General features: G+C 44.1%; 16 protein-coding genes and 1 pseudogene. 10 read left to right on the top strand and 7 right to left on the bottom strand.

All coding sequences use genetic code 11. The annotated features are described in order from the left end of the window. Window positions 1–121: 121 nt before the first annotated feature. From prlC to Xsze_RS04760, 3 genes are all read left to right on the top strand, one after another. Entirely contained in the window at window positions 122–2,164 is a 2,043-nt protein-coding gene (prlC, locus tag Xsze_RS04770) for an oligopeptidase A (RefSeq protein WP_038237538.1), read from the top strand. Between the two features lie 6 nt (window positions 2,165–2,170). Beyond that, window positions 2,171–2,917 carry a 16S rRNA (guanine(1516)-N(2))-methyltransferase RsmJ gene (rsmJ, locus tag Xsze_RS04765; RefSeq protein ID WP_038237536.1) on the top strand — a complete coding sequence of 249 codons (747 nt, stop codon included), beginning with the start codon at window positions 2,171–2,173 and terminating at the stop codon, window positions 2,915–2,917. Between the two features lie 180 nt (window positions 2,918–3,097). After that, window positions 3,098–3,733, top strand: coding sequence for a LysE family translocator (locus Xsze_RS04760; protein ID WP_051462373.1), 636 nt, complete (start codon window positions 3,098–3,100; stop codon window positions 3,731–3,733). Window positions 3,734–3,799: 66 nt separating this feature from the next. On the opposite strand, the gene gdhA is transcribed toward Xsze_RS04760, so the two are convergent. Beyond that, window positions 3,800–5,143 (bottom strand): NADP-specific glutamate dehydrogenase, encoded by a 1,344-nt coding sequence (gene gdhA, locus Xsze_RS04755; RefSeq protein ID WP_038237533.1) that lies wholly within the window; start codon window positions 5,141–5,143, stop codon window positions 3,800–3,802. Between the two features lie 260 nt (window positions 5,144–5,403). Beyond that, window positions 5,404–5,835, bottom strand: a complete 432-nt coding sequence (uspA, locus tag Xsze_RS04750) for a universal stress protein UspA (protein WP_038237531.1) — start codon at window positions 5,833–5,835, stop codon at window positions 5,404–5,406. 349 nt (window positions 5,836–6,184) lie between these two features. Here uspA and uspB point away from each other — a divergent pair, with 349 nt between their 5' ends. After that, complete coding sequence (gene uspB, locus Xsze_RS04745; protein WP_038237527.1) at window positions 6,185–6,514, top strand: universal stress protein UspB; 330 nt, start codon at window positions 6,185–6,187, stop codon at window positions 6,512–6,514. Between the two features lie 95 nt (window positions 6,515–6,609). On the opposite strand, the gene pitA is transcribed toward uspB, so the two are convergent. Beyond that, window positions 6,610–8,100, bottom strand: a complete 1,491-nt coding sequence (pitA, locus tag Xsze_RS04740) for an inorganic phosphate transporter PitA (RefSeq protein ID WP_038237524.1) — start codon at window positions 8,098–8,100, stop codon at window positions 6,610–6,612. Window positions 8,101–8,410: 310 nt separating this feature from the next. On the opposite strand from pitA, the gene Xsze_RS04735 reads away from it, so the two are divergent. After that, window positions 8,411–9,613, top strand: a complete 1,203-nt coding sequence (locus tag Xsze_RS04735) for a BaiN/RdsA family NAD(P)/FAD-dependent oxidoreductase (protein WP_038237522.1) — start codon at window positions 8,411–8,413, stop codon at window positions 9,611–9,613. A 445-nt stretch (window positions 9,614–10,058) separates the two neighbouring features. Here the strand turns inward: Xsze_RS04735 and Xsze_RS04725 are convergent, their stop codons facing one another. From Xsze_RS04725 to Xsze_RS04715, 3 genes are all read right to left on the bottom strand, one after another. Continuing rightward, window positions 10,059–10,409, bottom strand: coding sequence for a hypothetical protein (locus tag Xsze_RS04725; RefSeq protein WP_038237516.1), 351 nt, complete (start codon window positions 10,407–10,409; stop codon window positions 10,059–10,061). Then, window positions 10,402–11,322, bottom strand: coding sequence for an AAA family ATPase (locus tag Xsze_RS04720; RefSeq protein ID WP_038237513.1), 921 nt, complete (start codon window positions 11,320–11,322; stop codon window positions 10,402–10,404). The genes Xsze_RS04725 and Xsze_RS04720 overlap by 8 nt, the downstream gene beginning before the upstream one ends. Window positions 11,323–11,539: 217 nt before the next feature. Continuing rightward, window positions 11,540–12,466, bottom strand: coding sequence for a LysR family transcriptional regulator (locus tag Xsze_RS04715; RefSeq protein WP_038237511.1), 927 nt, complete (start codon window positions 12,464–12,466; stop codon window positions 11,540–11,542). Between the two features lie 180 nt (window positions 12,467–12,646). Between Xsze_RS04715 and Xsze_RS04710 the strand changes: the two genes are divergently transcribed. From Xsze_RS04710 to Xsze_RS04690, 5 genes are all read left to right on the top strand, one after another. Beyond that, on the top strand, window positions 12,647–13,825 hold the full coding sequence (locus Xsze_RS04710; RefSeq protein WP_051462372.1) for an MFS transporter: 1,179 nt from the start codon (window positions 12,647–12,649) through the stop codon (window positions 13,823–13,825). A gap of 580 nt (window positions 13,826–14,405) precedes the next feature. Further along, the gene (locus tag Xsze_RS04705) at window positions 14,406–15,536 is read left to right on the top strand and encodes a LuxE/PaaK family acyltransferase (protein WP_038237510.1); all 1,131 of its coding nucleotides are present in this window, start codon (window positions 14,406–14,408) and stop codon (window positions 15,534–15,536) included. Between the two features lies 1 nt (window position 15,537). Next, on the top strand, window positions 15,538–17,973 hold the full coding sequence (locus tag Xsze_RS04700; RefSeq protein ID WP_038237508.1) for an acyl-CoA reductase: 2,436 nt from the start codon (window positions 15,538–15,540) through the stop codon (window positions 17,971–17,973). Between the two features lie 27 nt (window positions 17,974–18,000). Further along, window positions 18,001–19,236: a phenylacetate--CoA ligase family protein gene (locus Xsze_RS04695; protein ID WP_244431787.1), complete on the top strand. Its 1,236-nt coding sequence runs from the start codon at window positions 18,001–18,003 to the stop codon at window positions 19,234–19,236. Between the two features lie 12 nt (window positions 19,237–19,248). Beyond that, on the top strand, window positions 19,249–20,163 hold the full coding sequence (locus Xsze_RS04690; RefSeq protein WP_038237505.1) for a GNAT family N-acetyltransferase: 915 nt from the start codon (window positions 19,249–19,251) through the stop codon (window positions 20,161–20,163). Window positions 20,164–20,358: 195 nt separating this feature from the next. On the opposite strand, the pseudogene Xsze_RS04685 reads toward Xsze_RS04690, so the two are convergent. Then, window positions 20,359–22,345: pseudogene (locus tag Xsze_RS04685) on the bottom strand (RNA-binding domain-containing protein). Between the last annotated feature and the right edge of the window lie 24 nt (window positions 22,346–22,369).

The raw sequence follows: 22,369 nt of genomic DNA, 5'->3' as shown, positions 1-22,369 counted from the left end.
GCAGAAAAGTGCGGCATTAGCATTGAACTCACGGTATCTTATCCCCATCTATCGTCAACAACCCTTTGGGATATAAGGCTGATTTCAGCATAAACCCAACCACACATATAAGGCGCTCATTATGACTAATCCGTTACTGACACCGTCTGCATTGCCTAAATTCTCTGCAATTGAACCTAAAGATGTCGTGCCTGCTGTGAAAGAGACGTTAGCCAACTACCGTCAAGTCATTGAGAAGATTTTGTCCGAAAATACGGCTTTTACTTGGGATAATCTGTGCCAGCCCATTTCTGAAGAGAAAGATAAACTTTCCCGTGTCTGGTCACCGGTTTCTCATTTGAATGCTGTCAAAAATAGTCCTGAACTGCGTGAAGCCTACGAACAAAGCCTCTCCCTTCTCTCTGAATTTGATACTTGGATGGGGCAACATAAGGGATTATATCAAGCGTATAAATCACTGAAAGCGAGTGAGGCTTTCAAGACGCTTTCCCAGCCCCAGCATAAGGTGGTTGAAAATACCTTACGTGATTTTGAGCTGACCGGTATTGGTTTGCCGGAAGAGAAACAAAAGCGTTACGGTGAAATTACGGCTCGTTTATCTGAATTAGGTTCAAAGTTTGGCAATAATGTATTGGATGCCACCATGGGATGGACCAAGCTGATTACTGATGAGTGTGATTTGGATGGCCTGCCTGAAAGTGCCAAAGCTGCGGCCAAATCAGCCGCGGAAGCAAAAGGCCTGGATGGCTGGTTGCTGACGCTGAATGCCCCGAGTTATCTACCGGTCATGACTTACGCGGATGACTGTGAACTGCGCGAAGAAATGTATTATGCCTATACCACCCGGGCTTCCGATCAAGGTCCAGACGCCGGCAAGTGGGATAACAGTGAAGTCATGGCTGAAATACTCGCGCTGCGTCATGAGTTTGCTCAATTGCTGGGCTTCAAAAACTATGCTGAAAACTCCCTTGCCACCAAAATGGCACAGACTCCTCAGCAAGTGCTCGATTTCCTGGATGATTTAACCAAACGCGCCCACCAACAAGGTAAGGAAGAGTTGGAAGCCCTCGCCGATTTCGCTGAATCTCACTACTGGGTTGATGAGCTGGAAGCATGGGATCTGGCTTATTATAGCGAAAAGCAAAAACAGCATGATTTCTCCATCAATGATGAAGAACTGCGTCCTTACTTCCCGGAGCAACGTGTACTGGAAGGGCTGTTTGAAGTCGTTCGCCGCATTTATGGCATCACCGCCAAAGAGCGCCACGATGTGGATACATGGCATCCTGACGTCCGTTTCTTTGAATTGCATGATGATAAATCCGTTCTGCTCGGCAGTTTCTATTTGGACCTCTATGCCCGTGAACATAAGCGTGGCGGCGCATGGATGAACAGCTATGTCGAAAGAATGCGCCATGCTTCTGGTGAAGTGCAAAACCCTGTTGCTTATCTGACATGTAACTTCAATAAGCCAGTAGGTGACCAACCTGCTCTGTTTACACACAGTGAAGTCACAACACTGTTCCATGAGTTTGGGCACGGGTTACACCAAATGCTGACCCGGATTGAAGCGCTGGATGTTGCCGGCATCAATGGTGTTCCGTGGGATGCCGTCGAGTGTCCGAGCCAGTTTATGGAGAACTGGTGCTGGGAGCCTGAAGCCCTGGAGTTCATCTCCGGCCACTATCAGACGAAAGAGCCTTTGCCGAAGGAAATGCTGGATAATATGTTGGCAGCCAAAAATTATCAGGCCGCAATGCGTATTCTGCGTCAGCTTGAGTTTGGTCTGTTCGATTTCCGTCTGCATGTGGAATATGATCCCGCCAAAGGCGCACAAATTCTGGAAACGCTGCGTTCAGTGAAAAAATTCGTTTCTGTCGTACCCTCACCTGAATGGGGACGTTTCCCGCATTCCTTTAACCATATCTTTAATGGTGGCTATGCGGCAGGTTACTATAGCTATCTGTGGGCTGATGTTCTGGCGGCGGATGCATATTCTCGCTTCTCCGAAGAGGGAATTTTCAATCGTACCACCGGTCAGTCATTCCTCGACAATATCTTATCCCGTGGCGGTTCAGAGGACCCAATGACGCTGTTTGTACGCTTCCGTGGCCGCGAACCAAAACTGGATGCGATGCTGAAGAGCTACGGCATTGGTGGATAATAATTAGTGAACATTTGTTTGAGTTGTGAAGAAGGCGCTGATAACAGCGCCTTATCGTTGTTGGCGGAGCGTTGGGGACTGATCCATGATGAAGACGCCATCATGGCATTGGTTCTGACTCCTGAACGGCTGGAATTGCGTAAGCGCGATGAACCCAAACTGGGCGGGATTTATGTCGATTTTGTTGCCGGAACAATGGCACACCGCCGCCGCTTTGGTGGTGGTCGTGGCGAAGCCGTCGCTAAGGCTGTCGGTATCAAGAAAGATTATTTACCCACTGTTGTCGATGCCACCGCCGGGTTGGGGCGCGATGCTTTTGTGCTGGCGTCTGTCGGCTGTCATGTCCGAATGCTGGAACGCCACCCTGTTGTGGCTGCATTATTGGATGATGGCCTGCAACGTGGTTATCAGGATCAAGAGATTGGGGGCTGGCTAAAAGAACGCATGACGCTGATCCATACCTCAAGTATTACGGCATTAACGGATATCACACCGCAACCGGATGTGGTTTACCTTGATCCGATGTATCCGCATAAGCAAAAGAGTGCGTTGGTCAAAAAAGAGATGCGCGTTTTCCAATCGCTGGTAGGTGCTGATGAAGATGCAGACAATTTACTGGAACCGGCCCTCGCTCTGGCAAGACGCCGGGTTGTGGTGAAGCGGCCTGATTATGCAGAACCTCTGGCGGGAATTAAAGCTTCCGCGGCCATCACAACCAAAAATCACCGTTTTGATATCTATCCCCGTAGCTAATCCTATTTTTCAACAGATAAGTCCCATCCTCAAATGGGGCTTACAACCTGAATAGACAAAATCCTTACCCGCCGATGTATTATCTTGACACCTTCTGAGTAACGGGACTTTACGGCGTTTTTGGTAAAGTGGATTTATTATCTGAAAAGAAAGTTCATTTAATAGAATTTGGGGAATAGTATGTTTGATATTAATTGGGGACTTTTCCTGTTAGCAAGCCTTACAATCAACTCCATTCCCGGTGCTGATGTTGTCTATGTCACCGGAAAATATCATGTCAAAGGAAAGAAAGGTGCGGCTTTATCAGCGGCAGGTCTGGCCGTAGGTTATTATTTTTATATTTTCCTGACATGGCTGGGCATCACCGCCATACTTTTATCTACGCCTTCTTTATATCTTGTTATTCAATTAATTGGCGCTATCTATCTTATATGGATGGGGAAAAATATCCTCCAATCTCCTCCTGCAACGACGATAGAAAATAAAGAAAAAAATAATCCCAAAAAGACAAAACATTATGATTTTTGGGGCGGATTCGTTATTAGTGTTCTGAATCCCAAAGTAGGCTTGTTTTTTGTTTCATTTTTCCCGCAATTCATCACTTCCAGTAACCCCAGCTACCTCATTCTGATCCTCGGAAGCGTATTTTGCTTAGGTGCAACATTCTTCAATGTGTTTTATTGTTTTATCTTTTCAAGATTAAAGAAACTCTCACCCAATAAATCTCATCTGATTTTAGGGGTAATTCCGGGGGTTATCCTGATTTTCTTGGGATGTTTGATGATTTATGAAACAGTGTCTCGTTTTTATCAATAAATTATCAATATCATCATAAGCCTATAAATGAATGGTATTCAATTATAGGCTGAATTTTATATCAAACTATACAATACCCTGAGATAGCATCGCATCTGCCACTTTGACAAAGCCCGCAATATTGGCGCCCTGTACATAGTTGGTCTGTTTGCCTTCCCCGCCATATTCTACACAGGCATGATGGATATCCAGCATGATGTGATGCAAACGAATATCGACTTTTTCCGCTTTCCAGCTCAGGCGGGCTGCATTCTGAGCCATCTCCAGACCTGATGTTGCCACACCTCCCGCATTGGCCGCCTTACCCGGTGCAAACAAAACGCCGGCTTCAAGAAAAGCATCGGTGGCCGCAATCGTCGCAGGCATATTTGCACCTTCAGCCACGGCTTTCACGCCATTTTTAATCAACAATTTCGCAGCTTCCAGATCCAGTTCATTCTGAGTGGCGCAAGGCAGGGCAATGTCCACCGGAACTGACCACGGATGTTGGCCTTTAAGGAAAGTTAAGCCACGCTCTTTGGCATACTCTTCCACACGTCCGTAACGCTGATTTTTAATCTCTTCAAGGTGGGCCAGTTTTTCCGGTGTAAAACCATCTTCATCCAATACAGTGCCGCCAGAATCTGAAACGGTTAACACTTTCGCCCCCAGTTCCATGCATTTTTCAATGGTGTATTGGGCAACATTGCCTGCACCCGATACAGAAACCCGCATTCCTTCCAGCCCCATGCCGTGACGTTTCAGCATTTCATGGGTGAAATAAACCAGCCCATAGCCCGTAGCTTCAGGGCGGATCAGGCTTCCGCCGAAAGAAAGGCCTTTGCCCGTGAAAACACACGCCGTATTGTTGGACAGTTTTTTCATCATACCTGCCATAAAGCCAACCTCGCGGCTTCCTACCCCGATATCTCCCGCCGGCACATCAGTATCCGGCCCCAGATGGCGATAAAGCTCTGTCATCAAAGCCTGACAGAATCGCATGATTTCACCCTTGCTTTTCCCTTTGGGATCGAAATCAGAACCCCCTTTTCCACCCCCCATCGGCAATGTGGTCAACGCATTTTTTAATGTCTGCTCAAATCCCAAAAATTTCAGGATGGAAAGGTTTACAGAAGGATGAAAGCGCATCCCGCCTTTAAATGGCCCGATCGCAGAACTGAACTGAACTCGCCACGCACGGTTAACCTGTACTTTCCCCAAATCATCCACCCAACATACGCGGAATTGGATGACTCTTTCCGGTTCAACCAGACGTTCCAGTAATCCCTCTTCACAATATTGCGGATTTTGTTCAAGAAAAGGCCACAAAGACGTCAACACTTCCCGTACTGCCTGTAGGTATTCTGGTTGATGTTGATTGTGGGACTGAATCGAGTCGAGAAATGAGACTAAAGATGGTGAAACATTCATTTTAGAGCTTCCTTTTTGCCATTCAGAAGTGATGACACCCAGCCATTTTCCATATTATTTTTTTGTTGAAAATGTGAGGTGATTACGGTTTGCTTTCTGAATATAGCACTATTTTACGCTCAAATTTCAACAACTATTTTTTGTAAATTTCGCCAAAAATATCTTTGACAATTTCCAAAACAGTTTCATTCTCTTTTCTGCGGCCAAAAAAATCGCCTGCATAAGCAGGCGATTTTATAGAATAAAATTTCAACCAAAGATTATTCTTCGTCACGCAAAGGGACAATCAACATATCAACATGAACGGTGTTAATAAGTTGGCGGGCTGAAGACATCAGCTTGCTCCAAAAATCCTGATGATGACCACATACAACCAAATCCATATCGTATTGTTTAATGGCATCAACAAGAACTTGCCCTAAATCACCACTGCCACTCAACGTTTCCTGAACGGGATAACCCGCGCTGGCAGACAGCTCTTTCAGGGAATTGCTGGTTTCATCTGCGATACGCTCTTGCATATCGCCAAGATTAACGTCAATCAGGCCGGTATAAAGATCGGAGTAGTTAACATCAACATGGATCAGGGAAACTTTGGCATTGTACGGTTTCGCCATTGACACAGCTTTATCCACCAAAATCTGACTTTCCGGAGATAGATCAACCGCAACAAGAATATGTTTGTAAGCCATAAGAACTCCTTCCATAACGTCGATTAAATGGATCGGCAGCAATAAATGCCATGATTAGATGTTTATACTATAACCGCTCAATATGTCTTTTGAGTGTTGTTTTGATCACAACTTATTGTTTTGAGTTTTTAACTTACTGAAAACACAGAGCCAACTCGCAAAAATGCTACTCACCTCAATCCCTTCATCCGTCATTTATGTAACATTTCTCTCATTTTCATGCTTTCTTATGCACACTATTCACTGTATTTTCGTCTAAAATTTAATATAGTTATTATTCATATTATAATCGTTTCGGTTGATTTCTTCTTTCTGGCAGAACCTACTGCCATGATAAATAGGGGGGATTATGTTCAATACGAATGCACTCTTTTGGGCTATGAGCCTCATTTGCATTATTAACATGGCTCGCTACTTTTCTTCGCTCCGTGCACTCCTGTCAATCTTACGCCAATCAGATCCAATGCTGTATCAATCCGTTGATGGCAATAGTTTTTTTACAACCGGTGGACAATTTAATAAACAGATTCGGCTAGTGCGCTACATCAATTCGCAAAGCTATATCAACCACCACGATCCCGATGTCATCATGTTATGCGAAAGGTTAAGAAAACAATTTATATTGATGGAAATACTGTGTGGCGTGGCATTGATATGCCTGATAGCAGTCGTTATCTAGACCGAATTTGAGAAAATACCGTGAACAGAAAAAACAGCAATAAAAAAGGCTGGCTTACAACTTAACGTCGTAACCAGCCTTTTTCTAAGGCATCATCAGATGAATTGCAGAGCAATCCAGTACAGTATGCCTGACAATCCAATCGAAATTGGCAGCGTCAACACCCACGCCAGCATGATATTTTTGATGGTCTTACTTTGAACACCACCGCCATCAACCAGCATTGTGCCTGCAACCGCAGAAGAAAGCACTTGTGTCGTAGATACCGGCATACCGGTATAACTGGCAACACCAATGGAAACCGCAGCGGTCACCTGAGCAGAAACGCCTTGGGCATAAGTCATGCCTTTTTTGCCAATCTTCTCACCGATAGTGACAGCAACACGCTTCCAGCCCACCATGGTTCCGAGAGACAGGGCAAATGCCACTGCAATGATGATCCACAACGGCGCATATTCCACTGTATGCAGCAGATCTTTACGCAGGTTTTTCAGCAAAAGTGTACTTTCAAGGTCAGTTTCCGGCAGTTTAGCCACCGCACTTGCCGTGTCTGAAATGCACATCAGCATACGACGCATACTGTTGCGTTGATCTGGTGTCAGTTCGTTGAAATTCTGGATATTACCCAGCATCTCTTCCGTTTTGTTCAGTACATCCTGCGCCCGGGAGCTATCACAATGGAACGCCATATCTAAATGATTTTCCACATTCGGAGCAGACGGAGTCAGCTCAATCGCGTGAACCAGTGCCGAAGCGTTCTGTTCATAATACTGTTTCAGATGGACAACAGCATCACGAGTACGGGCAATATCATAACTGGTTGAGTTCATGTTGACGACGAAGCCCGCAGGCGCAACACCAATCAGAACCAGCATAATCAGACCAATCCCTTTTTGGCCGTCATTTGCGCCGTGGGAAAAACTCACACCCACCGCAGAAAGGATCAGGGCAGTACGAGTCCAGAATGGCGGTTTACGTTTACCATCCTGTTTTTCACGTTCAGCAGGCGTCATGTGGATACGACGACGTTTTTTAGTACCGCTCCAATAACGGCGCAGTATAAATACCATCGCTCCGGCAATGACCAGACCAATAAGAGGAGACAGGATCAAGGACATGAAAATCTGTATCATCTTCGGAATATTCAGTGCATCCACCACCGAAGAACTGGTTACTATCGCATTGGTCAAGCCGATGCCGATAATAGAACCTATCAACGTATGGGAACTCGATGCTGGAATACCGAAATACCATGTGCCTAAATTCCAGATAATTGCCGCCAGCAGCATGGAAAAGACCATCGCTAAGCCGTGGGCTGAACTGACATTCAGCAGAAGATCCGTAGGCAATAGATGAACAATCGCATAAGCGACACTTAATCCGCCAAGGAGAACACCCAAAAAGTTAAAAACCCCTGCCATGACAACGGCAAGTTGCGAGCGCATTGCCCGGGTATAAATAACAGTTGCTACTGCGTTTGCGGTATCATGAAACCCATTGATGGCTTCATAGAAAAGCACAAACAACAGAGCAAGCACTAACATAAGGCCGGTGTAAAATTCCAGGCCAGTAAACAGATGTAGCATAAACGTTAAGCCAGTTAGTAGGACATGAACGCGCGCATTATCAGTGACAAACGTGAGCGGGAAAAGAGAAATATGACCTTTTTTTGATTTAATGACAATCAAATGACACAGGCACTTTAACATTCATTAATTATATCAATAAGTTATTTAACTTTAATATTTTGATATTTTTTTGGTGGAAAATAACTTTTCGCCATAATTCCCCATGAAAAGTTAAACCAAGTGTGCATTTTTCTCCGTTTTTCGTGAACAGTCCCCACACTATGCGGTGAAATTCCTACAAAGTAATTTGGTCAAAAGAGACAGACGAATGGAAAAATTTGATGTAGTTATTATTGGTGCCGGTGCTGCTGGCTTGTTTTGTGCTGCTCAGGCAGGACAAGCCAGGCTGAAAGTTCTGGTGCTGGATAATGGCAAAAAAGCAGGCCGTAAAATTCTGATGTCCGGAGGCGGGCGTTGCAATTTTACCAACATGTATACCGAACCTGCGGCATACCTGTCCTCTAATCCTCATTTTTGTAAGTCAGCACTTGCTCGCTATACACAGTGGGATTTTATTGACCTTGTACAACGTCACGGCATCCCTTATCACGAAAAAACCTTAGGTCAGCTTTTCTGTGATGACTCCGCCCAGCAAATCATCGAATTGCTCTTGAAAGAGTGCCAAGCCGGACAAGTTACCATCCGGTTACGCAGCGAAGTCACACATGTTGAGAAAGAAGAACAGGGCTTTGTCATTAGCGCATCAGGGAACAAAGTCAGCGCTCACTCACTTGTTGTGGCTTCTGGCGGGTTGTCCATGCCCGGTTTAGGTGCATCCCCTTTGGGGTATCGCATCGCTGAACAGTTCGGCCTCAACATCTTGCCGACACGCGCCGCATTAGTGCCTTTCACACTGCATAAACCGCTATTGGAACAACTTCAAATGCTTTCCGGTGTTGCTGTTCCTGCCATTGTAACGGCAAAAGATGGCACTGTGTTCAGAGAAAATATTTTGTTTACTCACCGTGGACTTTCCGGCCCGGCTATTTTGCAAATTTCCAGTTACTGGCAGCCCGGCGAATATGTGAGCATTAACTTACTTCCCGATACCGATTTGGAAGACTTTCTGGCAAAAGAACAGGGATCGCACCCTAATCAGAGTTTGAAAAATACGCTGGCGAAGCTATTGCCCAAACGTTTGGTTGAATGTTTACAGTCGCTCGGACAGCTACCGGAGCTTTCCCTGAAACAACTTAATCCGGCACAGAAAAAAGAATTGATCACCACCCTGCAATGCTGGCAAGTGCAACCAAACGGCACAGAGGGTTATCGAACAGCCGAAGTGACCCTTGGCGGTGTGGATACCAACGAACTTTCTTCAAAAACGATGGAAGCCCATAAAGTCAAAGGACTCTATTTTATCGGTGAAGTGGTCGATGTCACCGGCTGGCTCGGCGGGTATAACTTCCAATGGGCATGGAGTTCAGCATGGGCTTGTGCTCAGGCTATTGCCTGCGCAAGTCACTCATAAACAGCAAACAAAGGTTATCGTTAACCGTGACTTTTTGAACCGCCTCCTTGGGAGGTGGTTACTACAGTTATGATTTATTTAATTGGCTCGCTTTATCGAGTATTTTCTTGAAAAAAATATTTTCAGAGAATGCTTGGCTATTGTGCATTAATGTGTCGATGTTACAACATTTCTTAAAATGATTAGAAATCTCATTGATTCTGCCTTTTTTGTAGGCCTCCGAATTATCTGTTTGCTTTATTCTTTCAATATCAGCCTTTTTATTTTTAGATAAAACTTTAGCTATCATTTTTTTGATGACAGTATCATGCAAGAAATGCCCATTAATAAATATATAAGCTATCTCTGGCTCTATTCCTTTCTTCTTGAGGATTATTTTGAAGTTATCAAATTTATCATTGTCTACAATATGAGATGATAATTCCCCAACATAATCAGCAACCCTTTATTTGACATTGTCTAATTCTATTTTATTAACACATAGCTTTTCGTCTAACAGACAACCTCCGTCAGATAGCTTTATTGCTGACTTAAAATCACTTTCTTTATATCTGTTCCAATTAAAGTTATGTAGATAACCAAAAATGCATAGCGCATCATAGAGGATTGAAGAGTAATCTGATAAAGCCTGACGAAATTCAGAGGGAAGATTTTCCTGATAGTAACACTTGTTTAAAATATGGAGCAATGAATCATAGCTGCAAGTAAAGCTTTCCCGTGAATAACAGAAAGTATGCAATACAAATGGGTTTCCGTTCATTTTCGATGATTTAAAAATATCAGAAAAATCAGCCATTCGACAGTTCCGTAGTAATTTCTTTTATATCAACATAGGCATCCATGTAACCATCCATAATAATGGCCGGGCTATGTGTAACCACCACAATCTGACATTGGTTGTTAATTTCCATAATGTTTTCGATTAACTTTTCCTGCCAGTTAAGGTGCAATGAAATTTCTGGCTCATCCATTAGCAAAAATGTGGGCTGACCTTGTGTATTGGCAACTTTCGTTAAAATATAGATAAGCTGCCGTTCTCCGGAGGAAAGTTCTCCCAGTTCTATTAACTCGTTACTTTTGCTGTCATAAAAGTCAACAGATTCATTGTTTGTGATTTTGACATACTTTCCACTGTCAGTGAATAATGATGAAACGACTTTTTCAAATTTCTCAGCATAAATACTCTCTTTATGTTGAGTTAATTTTTTTAAATCTTCTTCTAATTCCCAATCAAGAATGTTTTTAGTTCGCCCATCACTTTTCGTTATTTCCTGGCGCGAATTAGCTGACATATTTAACGTTGATATGTAACAAATATTCACTTCTCTATTTAGCCGTTCCTTTATATTTTTACTTGAAAACTGAATAGTCCTTTTCTGCATATAAATTTTAATAATCTCTAATTCTGATGGAGTGACTTCCTTTTTATTTAACATGCTGTCTATTATATGATCTAACTCCTCAGATATCGTAGAGTTTTTCTTGTAGTGAATAATCTCGCCCGTATCAAATGTAAGTTCTGCACTTTTACATAAGCTGAGTTCATGACACTTAAGATCATTAGTCAATACTGCATTCAGGATTTTCAAAATCGTAGTTTTCCCCAAGCCATTTTTTCCGACCAGGACGGTCACGTCTTTGAAATCCAGTTCAATATCCTTTTGATTGAAAAGCTTTTCAATTTTGAGTTTTTTTAACCGTAAAGACATAATTAGGTTCTCATTAGTAGGCATTATGACTGTTAGCCATTGATTGCATCTGGTCACTGTATCCGTTCACCCATTGTAATATTATCCATAATGGCTGTATCTACAATGATAAACGATATTATAACTTTCCAATCCCCTTCAGCCATCAAGAAACATTGTGATACCCCTGTCAAAGATAAAGCACACAGCCCCACTAAACAGGGGAGCATAAAATGCGTCAGTTTTGCGATGGCACAGCAAACTCCCCACCAAGCAAGCTATTCAAACCATTGATGACCACATCTCTGGTTTCGTTTTTCCTGATGGCGGCATAAACATCAATATTCAGGCATTGTGCCGCATCATCCGTTAACTCCCGGTAACAAAGCCCCTCTTGATTGAATGTGCACATGGAACGAGGCATGAGCGCCATACCTTTTCCCCGGGCAACAGAAGAAAGCATCATCAATGAATCATCAGGTTCCTTGCGCCTTTGCAATAAGAACGGCAAGCGCTGAAAATACTTTTCACATTTGTCATAAAAAACCGGATTCGCGTTCCTTGAAAACCAAAAGAGGGGGAGATTTGCAACATCGGCAAGAGAAACTTTTTCCTTCAGGCTGCCTGAATGAGATGAGGGAATGACAAGTAAAAGCGGTTCGCGAGAAAGCCAGTGGTATTCGAAATCCTGTTCGCCATGCAAACTTCGCTCTCCAGTAATCACAATATCCATGTGTTCCTTCGAAAGAGAATGCAAAAGTTGGCTGGAGGTCAGGTGCTGTATATCAATTTCGCCTTCAGACATGAGTGTTTTTATCTTATGCCCAAGCTCTGATATGTTGTCGAAATTCAGTGTGCGGGTCATGCCAATCCGTAAGTGTTTTTTTTCGTTTTTTATTTCATGCATGAACAATGTAAATTCATTGATAAGACAGGTTGCTTTTTCAACAAGTTTCAAACCTACCTCTGTCAGATGTACTTCATGAGTATTTCGAGAAAAAAGTTCACACCCCAGCGTTTCCTCAAGGCATTTAATATGTCGCGTCAAAGGAGGCTGTGTCATGCATAGCCTCTCTGCGGCCCTTCTGAAATTGAGCTCCTCAGCAACGGCCAAGAAACATTGCAATTGTTTTATGCTGGGTAACTTATTGTGAATGCTATTCACAGCGTCTCCATTTTTCACTTCAATTTTTTTGTAAAGTTACTGTTCTTTTTCATTAAAAAAAGAACCCCACATTCCTTGATATCAAAAATGAATCACAAAATTAATAATTCTTATAAAAATTCATCCTGATAATTTTGCCAGCGGAATTTATAACTGTTAAGTATTTAAAGGTCGCCGTTTATGGTTTCAAAAATTGAAAATTCTGAAATGACATTCAGGACATGGTTAGCTTTATTTATCCTGTCTATATCCACATTTACTATTGTGACAACAGAATTGGCACCGGTAGGTTTGCTGACACCGATTGCCGAAGGGCTTTCTGCCTCAGAATCCAGTATTGGGATGACGGTATCACTTTACGCCTGGATTGGCGCATTCAGCGCACTTTTTGCATCCGTATTTTTGGGGAGTTTACCCAAAAAGAGACTGTTGTTAACGCTGACTGTCATTCTGTTCATATCAAATCTCTTGTCCGCAACAGTGGATTCATTTGACATACTCCTGATTGCCCGTGTCGTGGGAGCGTTGGCCCATGGCGCTTTTTGGGCGATGATCGGCGCTACCGCAGTGGCAATGGTTCCCACAAACTATCTGGGTACAGCAACGTCAATTGTCTTTGGCGGTGTCTCCGCAGCCAGCGTATTTGGTGTCCCGTTATCTAACTACATAGGACTGAACTTCGGTTGGCGTCAGGCATTCTGGTTGATGGCAGTGCTCAGTGCCGGAGCATTTTTTGGCATTATGCTGATTGTCCCTAAAATTACAGCGAAAAGCACAATAGGCCTTCATGCCCTGAAAGGTGTACTCAAATCAGCCACACTGTGGAAAATTTATTCCGCAACATTACTTGCCATTACTGCACATTTTGCCGCTTTTACTTTCATCGAGCCCTGGCTGAACTCACAACCCACACTGGCTAAAAATTTTATTCCTGCAACCCTGTTCATTTATGGCATTGCGGGCTTAGCCGGTAATTTCCTCACAGGGATGATGATTGATAAATACCTAAAAGCGACAGTCGTACTGTCTGCGTTATTTATCGGCATTGTTCTTTTGGTATTAGGTCATCATTCGGGATCACTATCACACACGAATATTCTGATCGCGCTGGTGATATGGGGAATTTCAATCTCAGGTGTTTTTGTCGGTTTTCAAACATGGGTTCTCCGTTTGGCGGGTGATGAAGCTTTTCCTGCCTCTGCCGTTTATGTCTCATTTTTTAATGGCGCCATCGGCATTGGGGCTTCATTGGGGGCCTGGCTCATCTCAACATTATCACTACAGGCATTATTTGTGGCAGCCAGTGCCACAATCGCATTGTCTATAATTTTCATCGCGATAATTCCCTCAAAAAAATGACATCAAAAAAACCATTCCCATACGGGTGAAGCAAACGCTTCACCCCATTTTTACCCTCATTACAGGTAAAAAATAAAGACACCCCACGCTCCACACCAAACAATCACTTCATAATAAATAATGAAATACCCTCATTAAATAATGACGGCACCAAACCCCTGATTAGACGCAAAACATTAGAAAAATCGTTTGATTGTTACCTTCCGCTTTGGAATAATGCGCCCCGCAAACACGGAGCTGACTTTAACTAAAAAAACAGAAAAAAACGCTATCTAATAGCGTATTATTGAAAACACCATAAATAATGGCCTTCATTTCTGTCAGTTTCCAACACCATCACCCTCCAACAAAGCCCCAAAAATAAACTTAATCTGGCACCTTAATTTATTACATAAAATAATAAATAAAGGCCATTAAGAATTATTAGCACGATATACAAATTCGCAAATTAATTAAGCATTACTTACAAAAACCCAAGAACAAAGGCAGTAAACAGCCTGATCTCTTTATCAGCGGTGTTGCTTTGCTGATCGTCCGATTAAGGCTTCTCTGCCATTGCTACTAAATAATGAGTATAAATATGCAAAATTTACCTCACGTCAAAGCACTGTGTGCTGTCACACACCCTTATCGTGCTTGTGCCGAATATGATGCATTATTTGATTCTGCCATGCGTGAATTGACGCTGTATCACTGTGAACACACCCCCGGTTATAAGCAGTGGTTGAATGATAATGGTCTGGATGAACAAGCGATAATGGCGCTGGACGATTGGTCAAGCCTGCCTCTGTTATTTGCCAATTATTTCAAACGTAATCTGATCTTGAGTGACAGTGCAAAAGATGCGCTGGAACTAACTTCCTCCGGAACCACCGGACAGAAAAGCCGTATGCGCTACGATCCTGAAAGTATTGCCGCAGCACAATATATGGTGGACTGTATTTTTGACTATTATGGCTGGAATACCCCTGATCAGCCGTGTAATTATCTGCTGCTCAGCTATGAGCCTGCCGGTGCGGTTACGTTGGGAACAGCCTATACCGATCAGTTTCTGGCTAAATATGCTCCCGTAAATCGCGCCTATTATGCGTTGCGCCATAATGGAAAAGGCAATGAATTTGATCCATTCGGTACTATTGCAGCTCTCCAGCAATTCGCGGAAGAAGGTCTGCCAGTGCGCATTTTCGGTTTCCCTGCCTTTTTATGGTTTACCCTGCAAAGAATGGAGCAAATGGGGTTACCTGCGCTGAAATTACATCCCGAATCACTGGTTTTTCTCGGCGGTGGCTGGAAGACCCATGCCGATAAATCCATTCCTAAAAAAGAACTCTATCAACGTCTGACTGAACAACTCGGTATTCCTGATATTCGCTGCCGTGATGGTTATGGCTCCGTTGAGCATCCCGTGCCTTATGTTGAATGCTCCCACCATAATTTTCATGTCCCGGTTTATTCCCAGGCCTATGTGCGCCATACCGCTGATTTGTCCTGCCAGCCTTACGGTGAACCCGGCTTTTTGCATTTTACATCGCCTTTTATCACCTCTTGTCCGGCGCACAGTATCGTCACAAGTGATTTGGCTGTACTGCATTCCGGTGATAGCTGCGGCTGTGAATTAGATACCGATTGGTTTGAATTACTCGGTCGGGCCGGAACCAGTAAAGCCCGTAGTTGTGCTATCGCCGCGTCAGAATTGATTAAGAGATCTTAATATGCCTTCCATGAACACTATTTCTGTAAATACCCTGAATAATCCGATTGACCTCGCTCAGTTGGCCGGTCAAAAAATTGCACAATTGCGCGAGCGGTTACCGGAGTTGCTCTCCCGCCCTCATTCTTCCGAGCAAGTGCTGGATTGTGCTCAACGTTTTGCTGATTATCTCGCCAACTTAAGTGAGCACCCCCTGTTTGATGCCAAAGCCAGAGAAGCATTGATTGCTTTCTGTCAGCGCAGCACCCTGCAATCCAAACTGGAGCGGGAACTCGGGCATAATGCCTTTTCCTTGCGCCGGTTCGATTATAATCAGAACCGGTACGAAAGCTGGAAACCACTGGGATTGGTTGTCCACATTACACCTTCTAACGCTGAACTTCTGCCTTTCATGGCCGTCATTGAAAGTTTGCTGGTCGGTAATATCAATTGGTTGCGTCCCAGCAGCAGCGATAAAGGATTCAGTGCCCGGCTCCTGACAGAATTTTTAGCTCACGACATTTCAGGTGATTTAGCGGATCGTGTCGCAGTATTTCCCCTGCCTGTGGATCAGTTGGCTGACCTGATGATTCAAGCTGATGCTGTTTCTGCTTGGGGTAGCAATACCGCACTGGAATCAATCCGCGCCCAACTGCCACCGGGCTGCCGTTGGATAGACTGGGGGCATCGCATCAGTTTTGCCTGGTTAAGCCCCGATGCGGTGGATGATGCCCAACTGGACGCACTGGCTGATGATGTTTGCCGTTATGATCAACAAGCCTGTTCCAGCCCACAATGTTTGCTGGTTGATAGCAATGATCCGGCAGTTTTGCAGCAAGTCGGCCAGCGCATGGCAGCAGCCCTGCAACGCCGCGCTGAACTGCATCCGGCACTGCAACCCGATATTCAGGAAGCCGCTGAAATTACAACGCAAACGGAATTTCAAAATCTCGATTTCGCCTTTACCCAAGTACAGGGTGAAATCTGGCAGGCCGATGGATGGCGCGTCATATGGCGTCATGAAGAGGAACTGGCGGCATCCCCTCTGTTCCGTACATTGCAAATACGTCCTGCTCCGCGCCAGCACTTGTGCTCTATTTTATTGCCTTGGCGCAATCACCTGCAAAGTTGTGCCCTGGTTACCCGTCAGGAACATATTGTCGAAATGAGCCATACCCTGCTTTCAGCCGGCATCAGCCGTATTACTCCTGCCGGTCAGATGCATGGCGGATACAGTGGTGAACCTCACGACGGTGTTTATGCGCTGGCACGTCTTACCAAACGTGTCTCTGTAAATCTCGCATCTGAAGTTATGGCAAGTTGCGCCCATCTTGATCTTACGCCCGCACCACCACTCGGATTAGCCAATCTGCCGGTGATGAACAAAACAGATTTTCAGGCACTGGTGCCCAATGATGCAGCCCGCCTGTTTTTCCGCAGTGGCGGCAGCAGCGGGACACCTAAACTCGCCGCTTACAGCTACCACGACTATCACCGGCAAATGCAGTCCGCCGCTGACGGGGTATTCGCTTCCGGAATTGAACCTGCTACCGATCGGGTTATGAACCTGTTGTATGGCGGTAAATTGTATGGCGGAATGCTGAGCTTTTTCACTATCCTCGATAAATTGGGCGTTGCCCAATACCCGATGGGCGGGCCTGCGGACAACGATTTCAGTGAAATTGCTGATTTTATCGTAAGCCAACGCATTAACACGCTGGTCGGTATGCCAAGCACACTGCATCGTTTATTCCAGAATGAAGAAACCAAACTGCGTGAATACGGCGGCATCCGTAAGCTATTTTTGGGCGGCGAACACATCAATATAACTCAACGGGATTTCATGATGAGTTTTGGCGTTACCCTTATCCGTTCAACCGTGTATGGCTCAGTCGATGCAGGCCCAATGGGACATGCATGTGCAGCCAGCAAAGATGGTGTTTTCCATTTAATGGCCGATACGCAATGGCTGGAAATCCTCAATATGGAAAATGACCAAGCCGTTGCAGAAGGTGAAACCGGCCGTTTGGTATTTACGTCTCTGCGTCGTGAGGCACAATCTGTTCAGCGCTATGATGTAGGCGACCTTGGTCACTGGGTCAATCAACCTTGCTCTTGCGGCCTCTCTTCCCCTCGTTTCCGACTGTTGGGCCGCAGCAACTCCGTGTTACGCATCGGCAGTATTTTTCTCAATCTGACTGATTTATCCGAACAACTGGGATCACCCGTGCAATGGATAATCGATTATGACAGCCGGGGTGTCGATATCATTACCTTACTGGCAGACGATCCCGATCCGGTCAGAGTGCGCCAACGTTTATTGGAAGATACAAAAATCGCCGAAGTCGTTAACGGAAAATTGCTGACCTTAAACGTTGTTTATACTTTATCCACTGATTTCCGTCGAAATGATCACAGTGGAAAAATGCCATTATTCATCGACTTACGTAAATATTAATTGAGTAACATTAAGATGATGCCCCAAATGACATTAATTGATTTGTTCCATCATGCACGCGAACATTCTGCCTATTACAAAACGCTCTATAGCGCTGTTCCGGAAACATGGACACTTAAAGATTTACCGCTCGTCACGCCCAGTCATTTCTGGGCACATTCAAGCGATCTGCAAACATGGCCCGTTCTGACCGAACAACCAGAAGGCGGTCATGTCTATAAAACGGGTGGATCAACCAGCGACGGCCGATTGTCGGTTTTCAGCCAGCAAGAATGGAAGGACTTTATTTGTACCTTTGGTCAGGGCATTGCCCGCCAGTTGAAAGCGGGGGACAGGGTCGCCAACCTGTTTTTTGCCGGTGATCTTTATACCAGTTTTATCTTCATTCATGGTGCATTATCCAATGCACCGCTTCCAATCATCGAATTCCCCTTCACCTGCAAGGTGGAAGATGAATTGCTGATCAATAATATCCGGCTGCATAACATCAATGTACTGGCTGGTGTGCCCGTTCAGTTGATCCGTTTAGCCCATCATCTGAAAGATACCGGACAAATATTGCCGATGGTGGAAACCATCCTGTATGGCGGTGAAAGCCTGTTTGATGCGCAATCCGCCATAATACGGCAAGTTTTCCCCAATGCGCACTTGGGGTCAATCGGCTGTGCCAGTGTTGATGCAGGCTTGATTGGCTTTGCAGATCCGGAGTGTCGCGCAGGAGAACACCGCGTATTTGATGACAGCACGATTGTGGAAATTTTGGATGAAACAACCCATCAACCGGTTACAACGCCAGGTCAGCGTGGTTTGCTGGTTGTCACGAACCTGCAACGTCGGCTAATGCCGGTACTCCGTTACCCTACAGGCGATTTGGCCTGCTGGTGTGAACCAGAACAACCGCACCGTAAATTCGCGTTGCAAGGGCGCGCGACTCAGGGGTATCGCATTCGCTTCGGCACACTTTCATTATTCCCGGATGATTTAGCGGCTGAATTATCACAACATTCAGAGCTTCTGGCCTGGCAGTTAGAATTGAGCCAGAAAACAGGGCAAGACAAGCTCAGGCTATTGGTGTCCAGCCTCCAGACGGTTGATCTCAGCAAGATACGCCATAGCGTGCTGACTGCATTTCCCAATCTGGGCAAAGGCGATATGCATCAGGATATGCTGGAAGTCGTTCAAATCAATGTTGATGGAATGCACACACACCCACGTTCAGGGAAATTGCAACGTGTTGTGGATCTGCGTAGCTATAACTCATAAAGGTTGAAATCGATGACTATCTTCCTTTCCGATATTCAGGTCCGAAGTTATCAGTCAGGTGATGATAAAAAAATCAGCCAATTATTTCGTGAAGTTTACGGCGATTCGTATGTCTATCCTGACATTTACCTGCCCAGGCTTATTGATGCTTATCAAACAACAGGGCAATGGTATTCTGCTCTGGCATTTTATCAGGGGCGGCTCATTGGTCATGCTTCGCTGGTGAAAGATTCCGTACAGCAAAATCATGCCGAACTGGCTCTTATTGCCGTTTGCCCGAATTTTCGCGGCCATGGTGTGGCGAAGTCTCTGGGTCATTATTTATGCCTTTATGCGAAGGAACAAAGTTACAATTTATTGACGATAAAACAAGTGTGCTCACACCCCAAAAGTCAATATATCGCTCGTAACTTAGGCTTTCACTCGACGGCACTGATGCTGGATTATGTCGATTCACCCTTTGGGTTGCCGGAGCCTGAAAGCATCATACAAGGCATCCTGCCACTGAAATCATTGCCCTTGCCTAAGCTGAACTGGCCACAGCCATGGCAAAACTGGGTCGCGCAGATAAGCCAGCATGTGGGTGAATCATCATCAGAATGTCATCACTTTCTGACTGTCGAGCCGTTTACCATCAAAAAAAATGGGCGACGTCTGGAAATCACGCTATACGAAACACATTCTGACTTTTTATCGGAAGTCATCGATTTTCCGACCGGACAGCTGATCTATTTAAAACTGCCTGCCAATGAAAAATCACTGGAATCATGTGCATTGCTGAAAAAAGGTGGCTTCAGGTTCGCTGGATTATGTCCTGATACCCATGATGGGTGGTTTTTACTGTGGTTGCGGGGTTACCAAGTCACACCCTATGAGTTCCATGACTCCGGCACACAACACCTTTATCAAATGGAATTGGGGTTATAGGGCAATACTCACAAAAATGGATTAAAAAAACACTTTACAAATGATATTGAGAACGATTATCATTCCTAACACTTTCAGTGCACCACCTTCAGGGTCCATATGAAAGTACGACATTGCTCACATTGCTTCCAGTGTTTACTTTTAATAAGCCAGCTTAATGTTGGCTTTTTTTTTGAAATCCATTGGGTATAAAATTCATTCTTGGAACTCATTCTTGGTGATATAACCTTGTCTTTTATGACGCTTAGCATGAGGAAAAGCCAATCTCAGTTTCCCTTGTTCAACTAATGGAGATAGCTGTTTCTCACGAACATTTTGCGGTGTACGGTTAACTAACATAGCAATGATATGCAAGGGTATAAAATGTCCTTTACATAACTCCAACACAATTGAGTCCATCATCTCATTAGACAAACGTTTTTTCTCTCTGGCAGGAAAGGAAATCTCCTTTAATTTATTTTGTAACATACTATTTAATACATAAAAATCATCAATATAAGGATGAGCTAGTTTGCCTGTTACAAAACGCCCCTGTTCATCACGGTTTTGGTTACTATCAATTAAACAATCGACGTTATCCGTGATCATTTCTCCGTTATCCGTGATCATTTTTCCATTATCCGTGATGAACGCCTTATCAGAAGGTAACGTATTTGCTTCAAATATGTCATCTGGGGAAAATAATTCCACCCCTGATAATACATAAGATTTATCTCGCTTTTCACCATGTGCAATGAGAAAACCCCTCTCAACTAATTTGGGTAAAGCTAATGTCACTTCTCGGGAATGTAGGCTAGTGAGTTGACAAGCTCGCTTATGGTCTAGCCAACCTTCCATTGCTGCAGTGATCACGATACTTCGCTCCAATTCGTTTAGCTTTTCCACTTTATCACCAAATTTTTGGTACAGTAACGAAGCTGTTTTTTCAGAAATCAAACTTCCGATAGAAAGTTCTAACAAAGTTTGTTCTGGCTCAGTTTTTTCATATAGTTTCGGCATTCGCCAATTAGCCCACTTCCAACCACTATAGATTTTTGGGATACCAGAACCTGAGCGTTCGCCAACCCCAATCATCAAAAACATTTGATGCATCAATCTATTGCGACAATCACTTTCATATCCTTTAATAGCTTGCTCTGGAGGAATGCGCATTAATCCAGAATTACGGAATCCAAACAAATCTGGACGTTTAACAACCAAAATAGATAAACGTCCTGTATAATCAGCGTGAACTAACGTGTTAACCAACGCTTCACGCAATGCGGTATGAATTTGGGTCTCATCTTGACGAATACCATCTTTAAGCTCAAACGGGATCTTCAATTCCGCAATTAGTTTACGATAAGTTCGGCGATAGAAATCAAAAACATTACCAGACCACGTTCCATCAGGGCAGATACGGTCTATCCAGCGGCGTTCCGTCTTAGCTTCAGGGCGTTCCTGATAATCCACAAAATAATTTGGGGCTGCATCTTGAATTGCTTCCCATGTACCAAACATTAAAATACCGGCTAGCGTCATCCCCTCCAAACCTGTCTGTCTATCCTTACGCCAACCGCCAATACTACGCAAAAAGTCAAAGTGATTTAGTTCTAAAGCGGGGGTGTGTTGGTCTGGAAACAGACAGTAATTGGCGATAAGCTTGTAAACTTTCAATATTGATATCATTTAGATCGAAGTTCTGGAGCACTCTGTTATCACGACTGTCTTCCAATTGCTCTACCATCATTCGCTTAACATGCTCTTCTGTACAAACCCGATCTCCTTCATGCAAACGAATATATGTATATTTCATTGGTTGATTTTTAAGGAAAACAGGTTTTTTTTCGCGGAGGGCACGAGGAATTTCAATCACCAATACTTTTTTACCATCTAACTCAATAATACTGACTTGTTGTTCCTTCAATAAATTGACATTTACCAATTGCGGATTATTCAAACCATTAAATAATTCTTGTTTCACTTTTTCGGGATTGTCTAAACCAGATACGGTAAATTTGCCATGCTTTTCACGTACGCCTAATACTACAAACCCACCTCTGCTATTCGCCATTGCACTATAAGTAGGCCAAAAGTCATCGGGTAATTTTCCTTTCCCATCTTTTCCTTGAGCCAATTTAAACTCCAATTCAGCTGACTCGCACAAAGTGTGTAAATCAATCAAATCATTAATACGAAACATTGATGACTCCTAAATATTGTCTAG

Origin of the sequence: Xenorhabdus szentirmaii DSM 16338 (genome assembly GCF_002632585.1) — a bacterium.
In the GTDB taxonomy this organism is placed as follows: Bacteria; Pseudomonadota; Gammaproteobacteria; order Enterobacterales; family Enterobacteriaceae; genus Xenorhabdus; species Xenorhabdus szentirmaii.
This window is presented reverse-complemented; position numbering and strand designations above follow the sequence as displayed.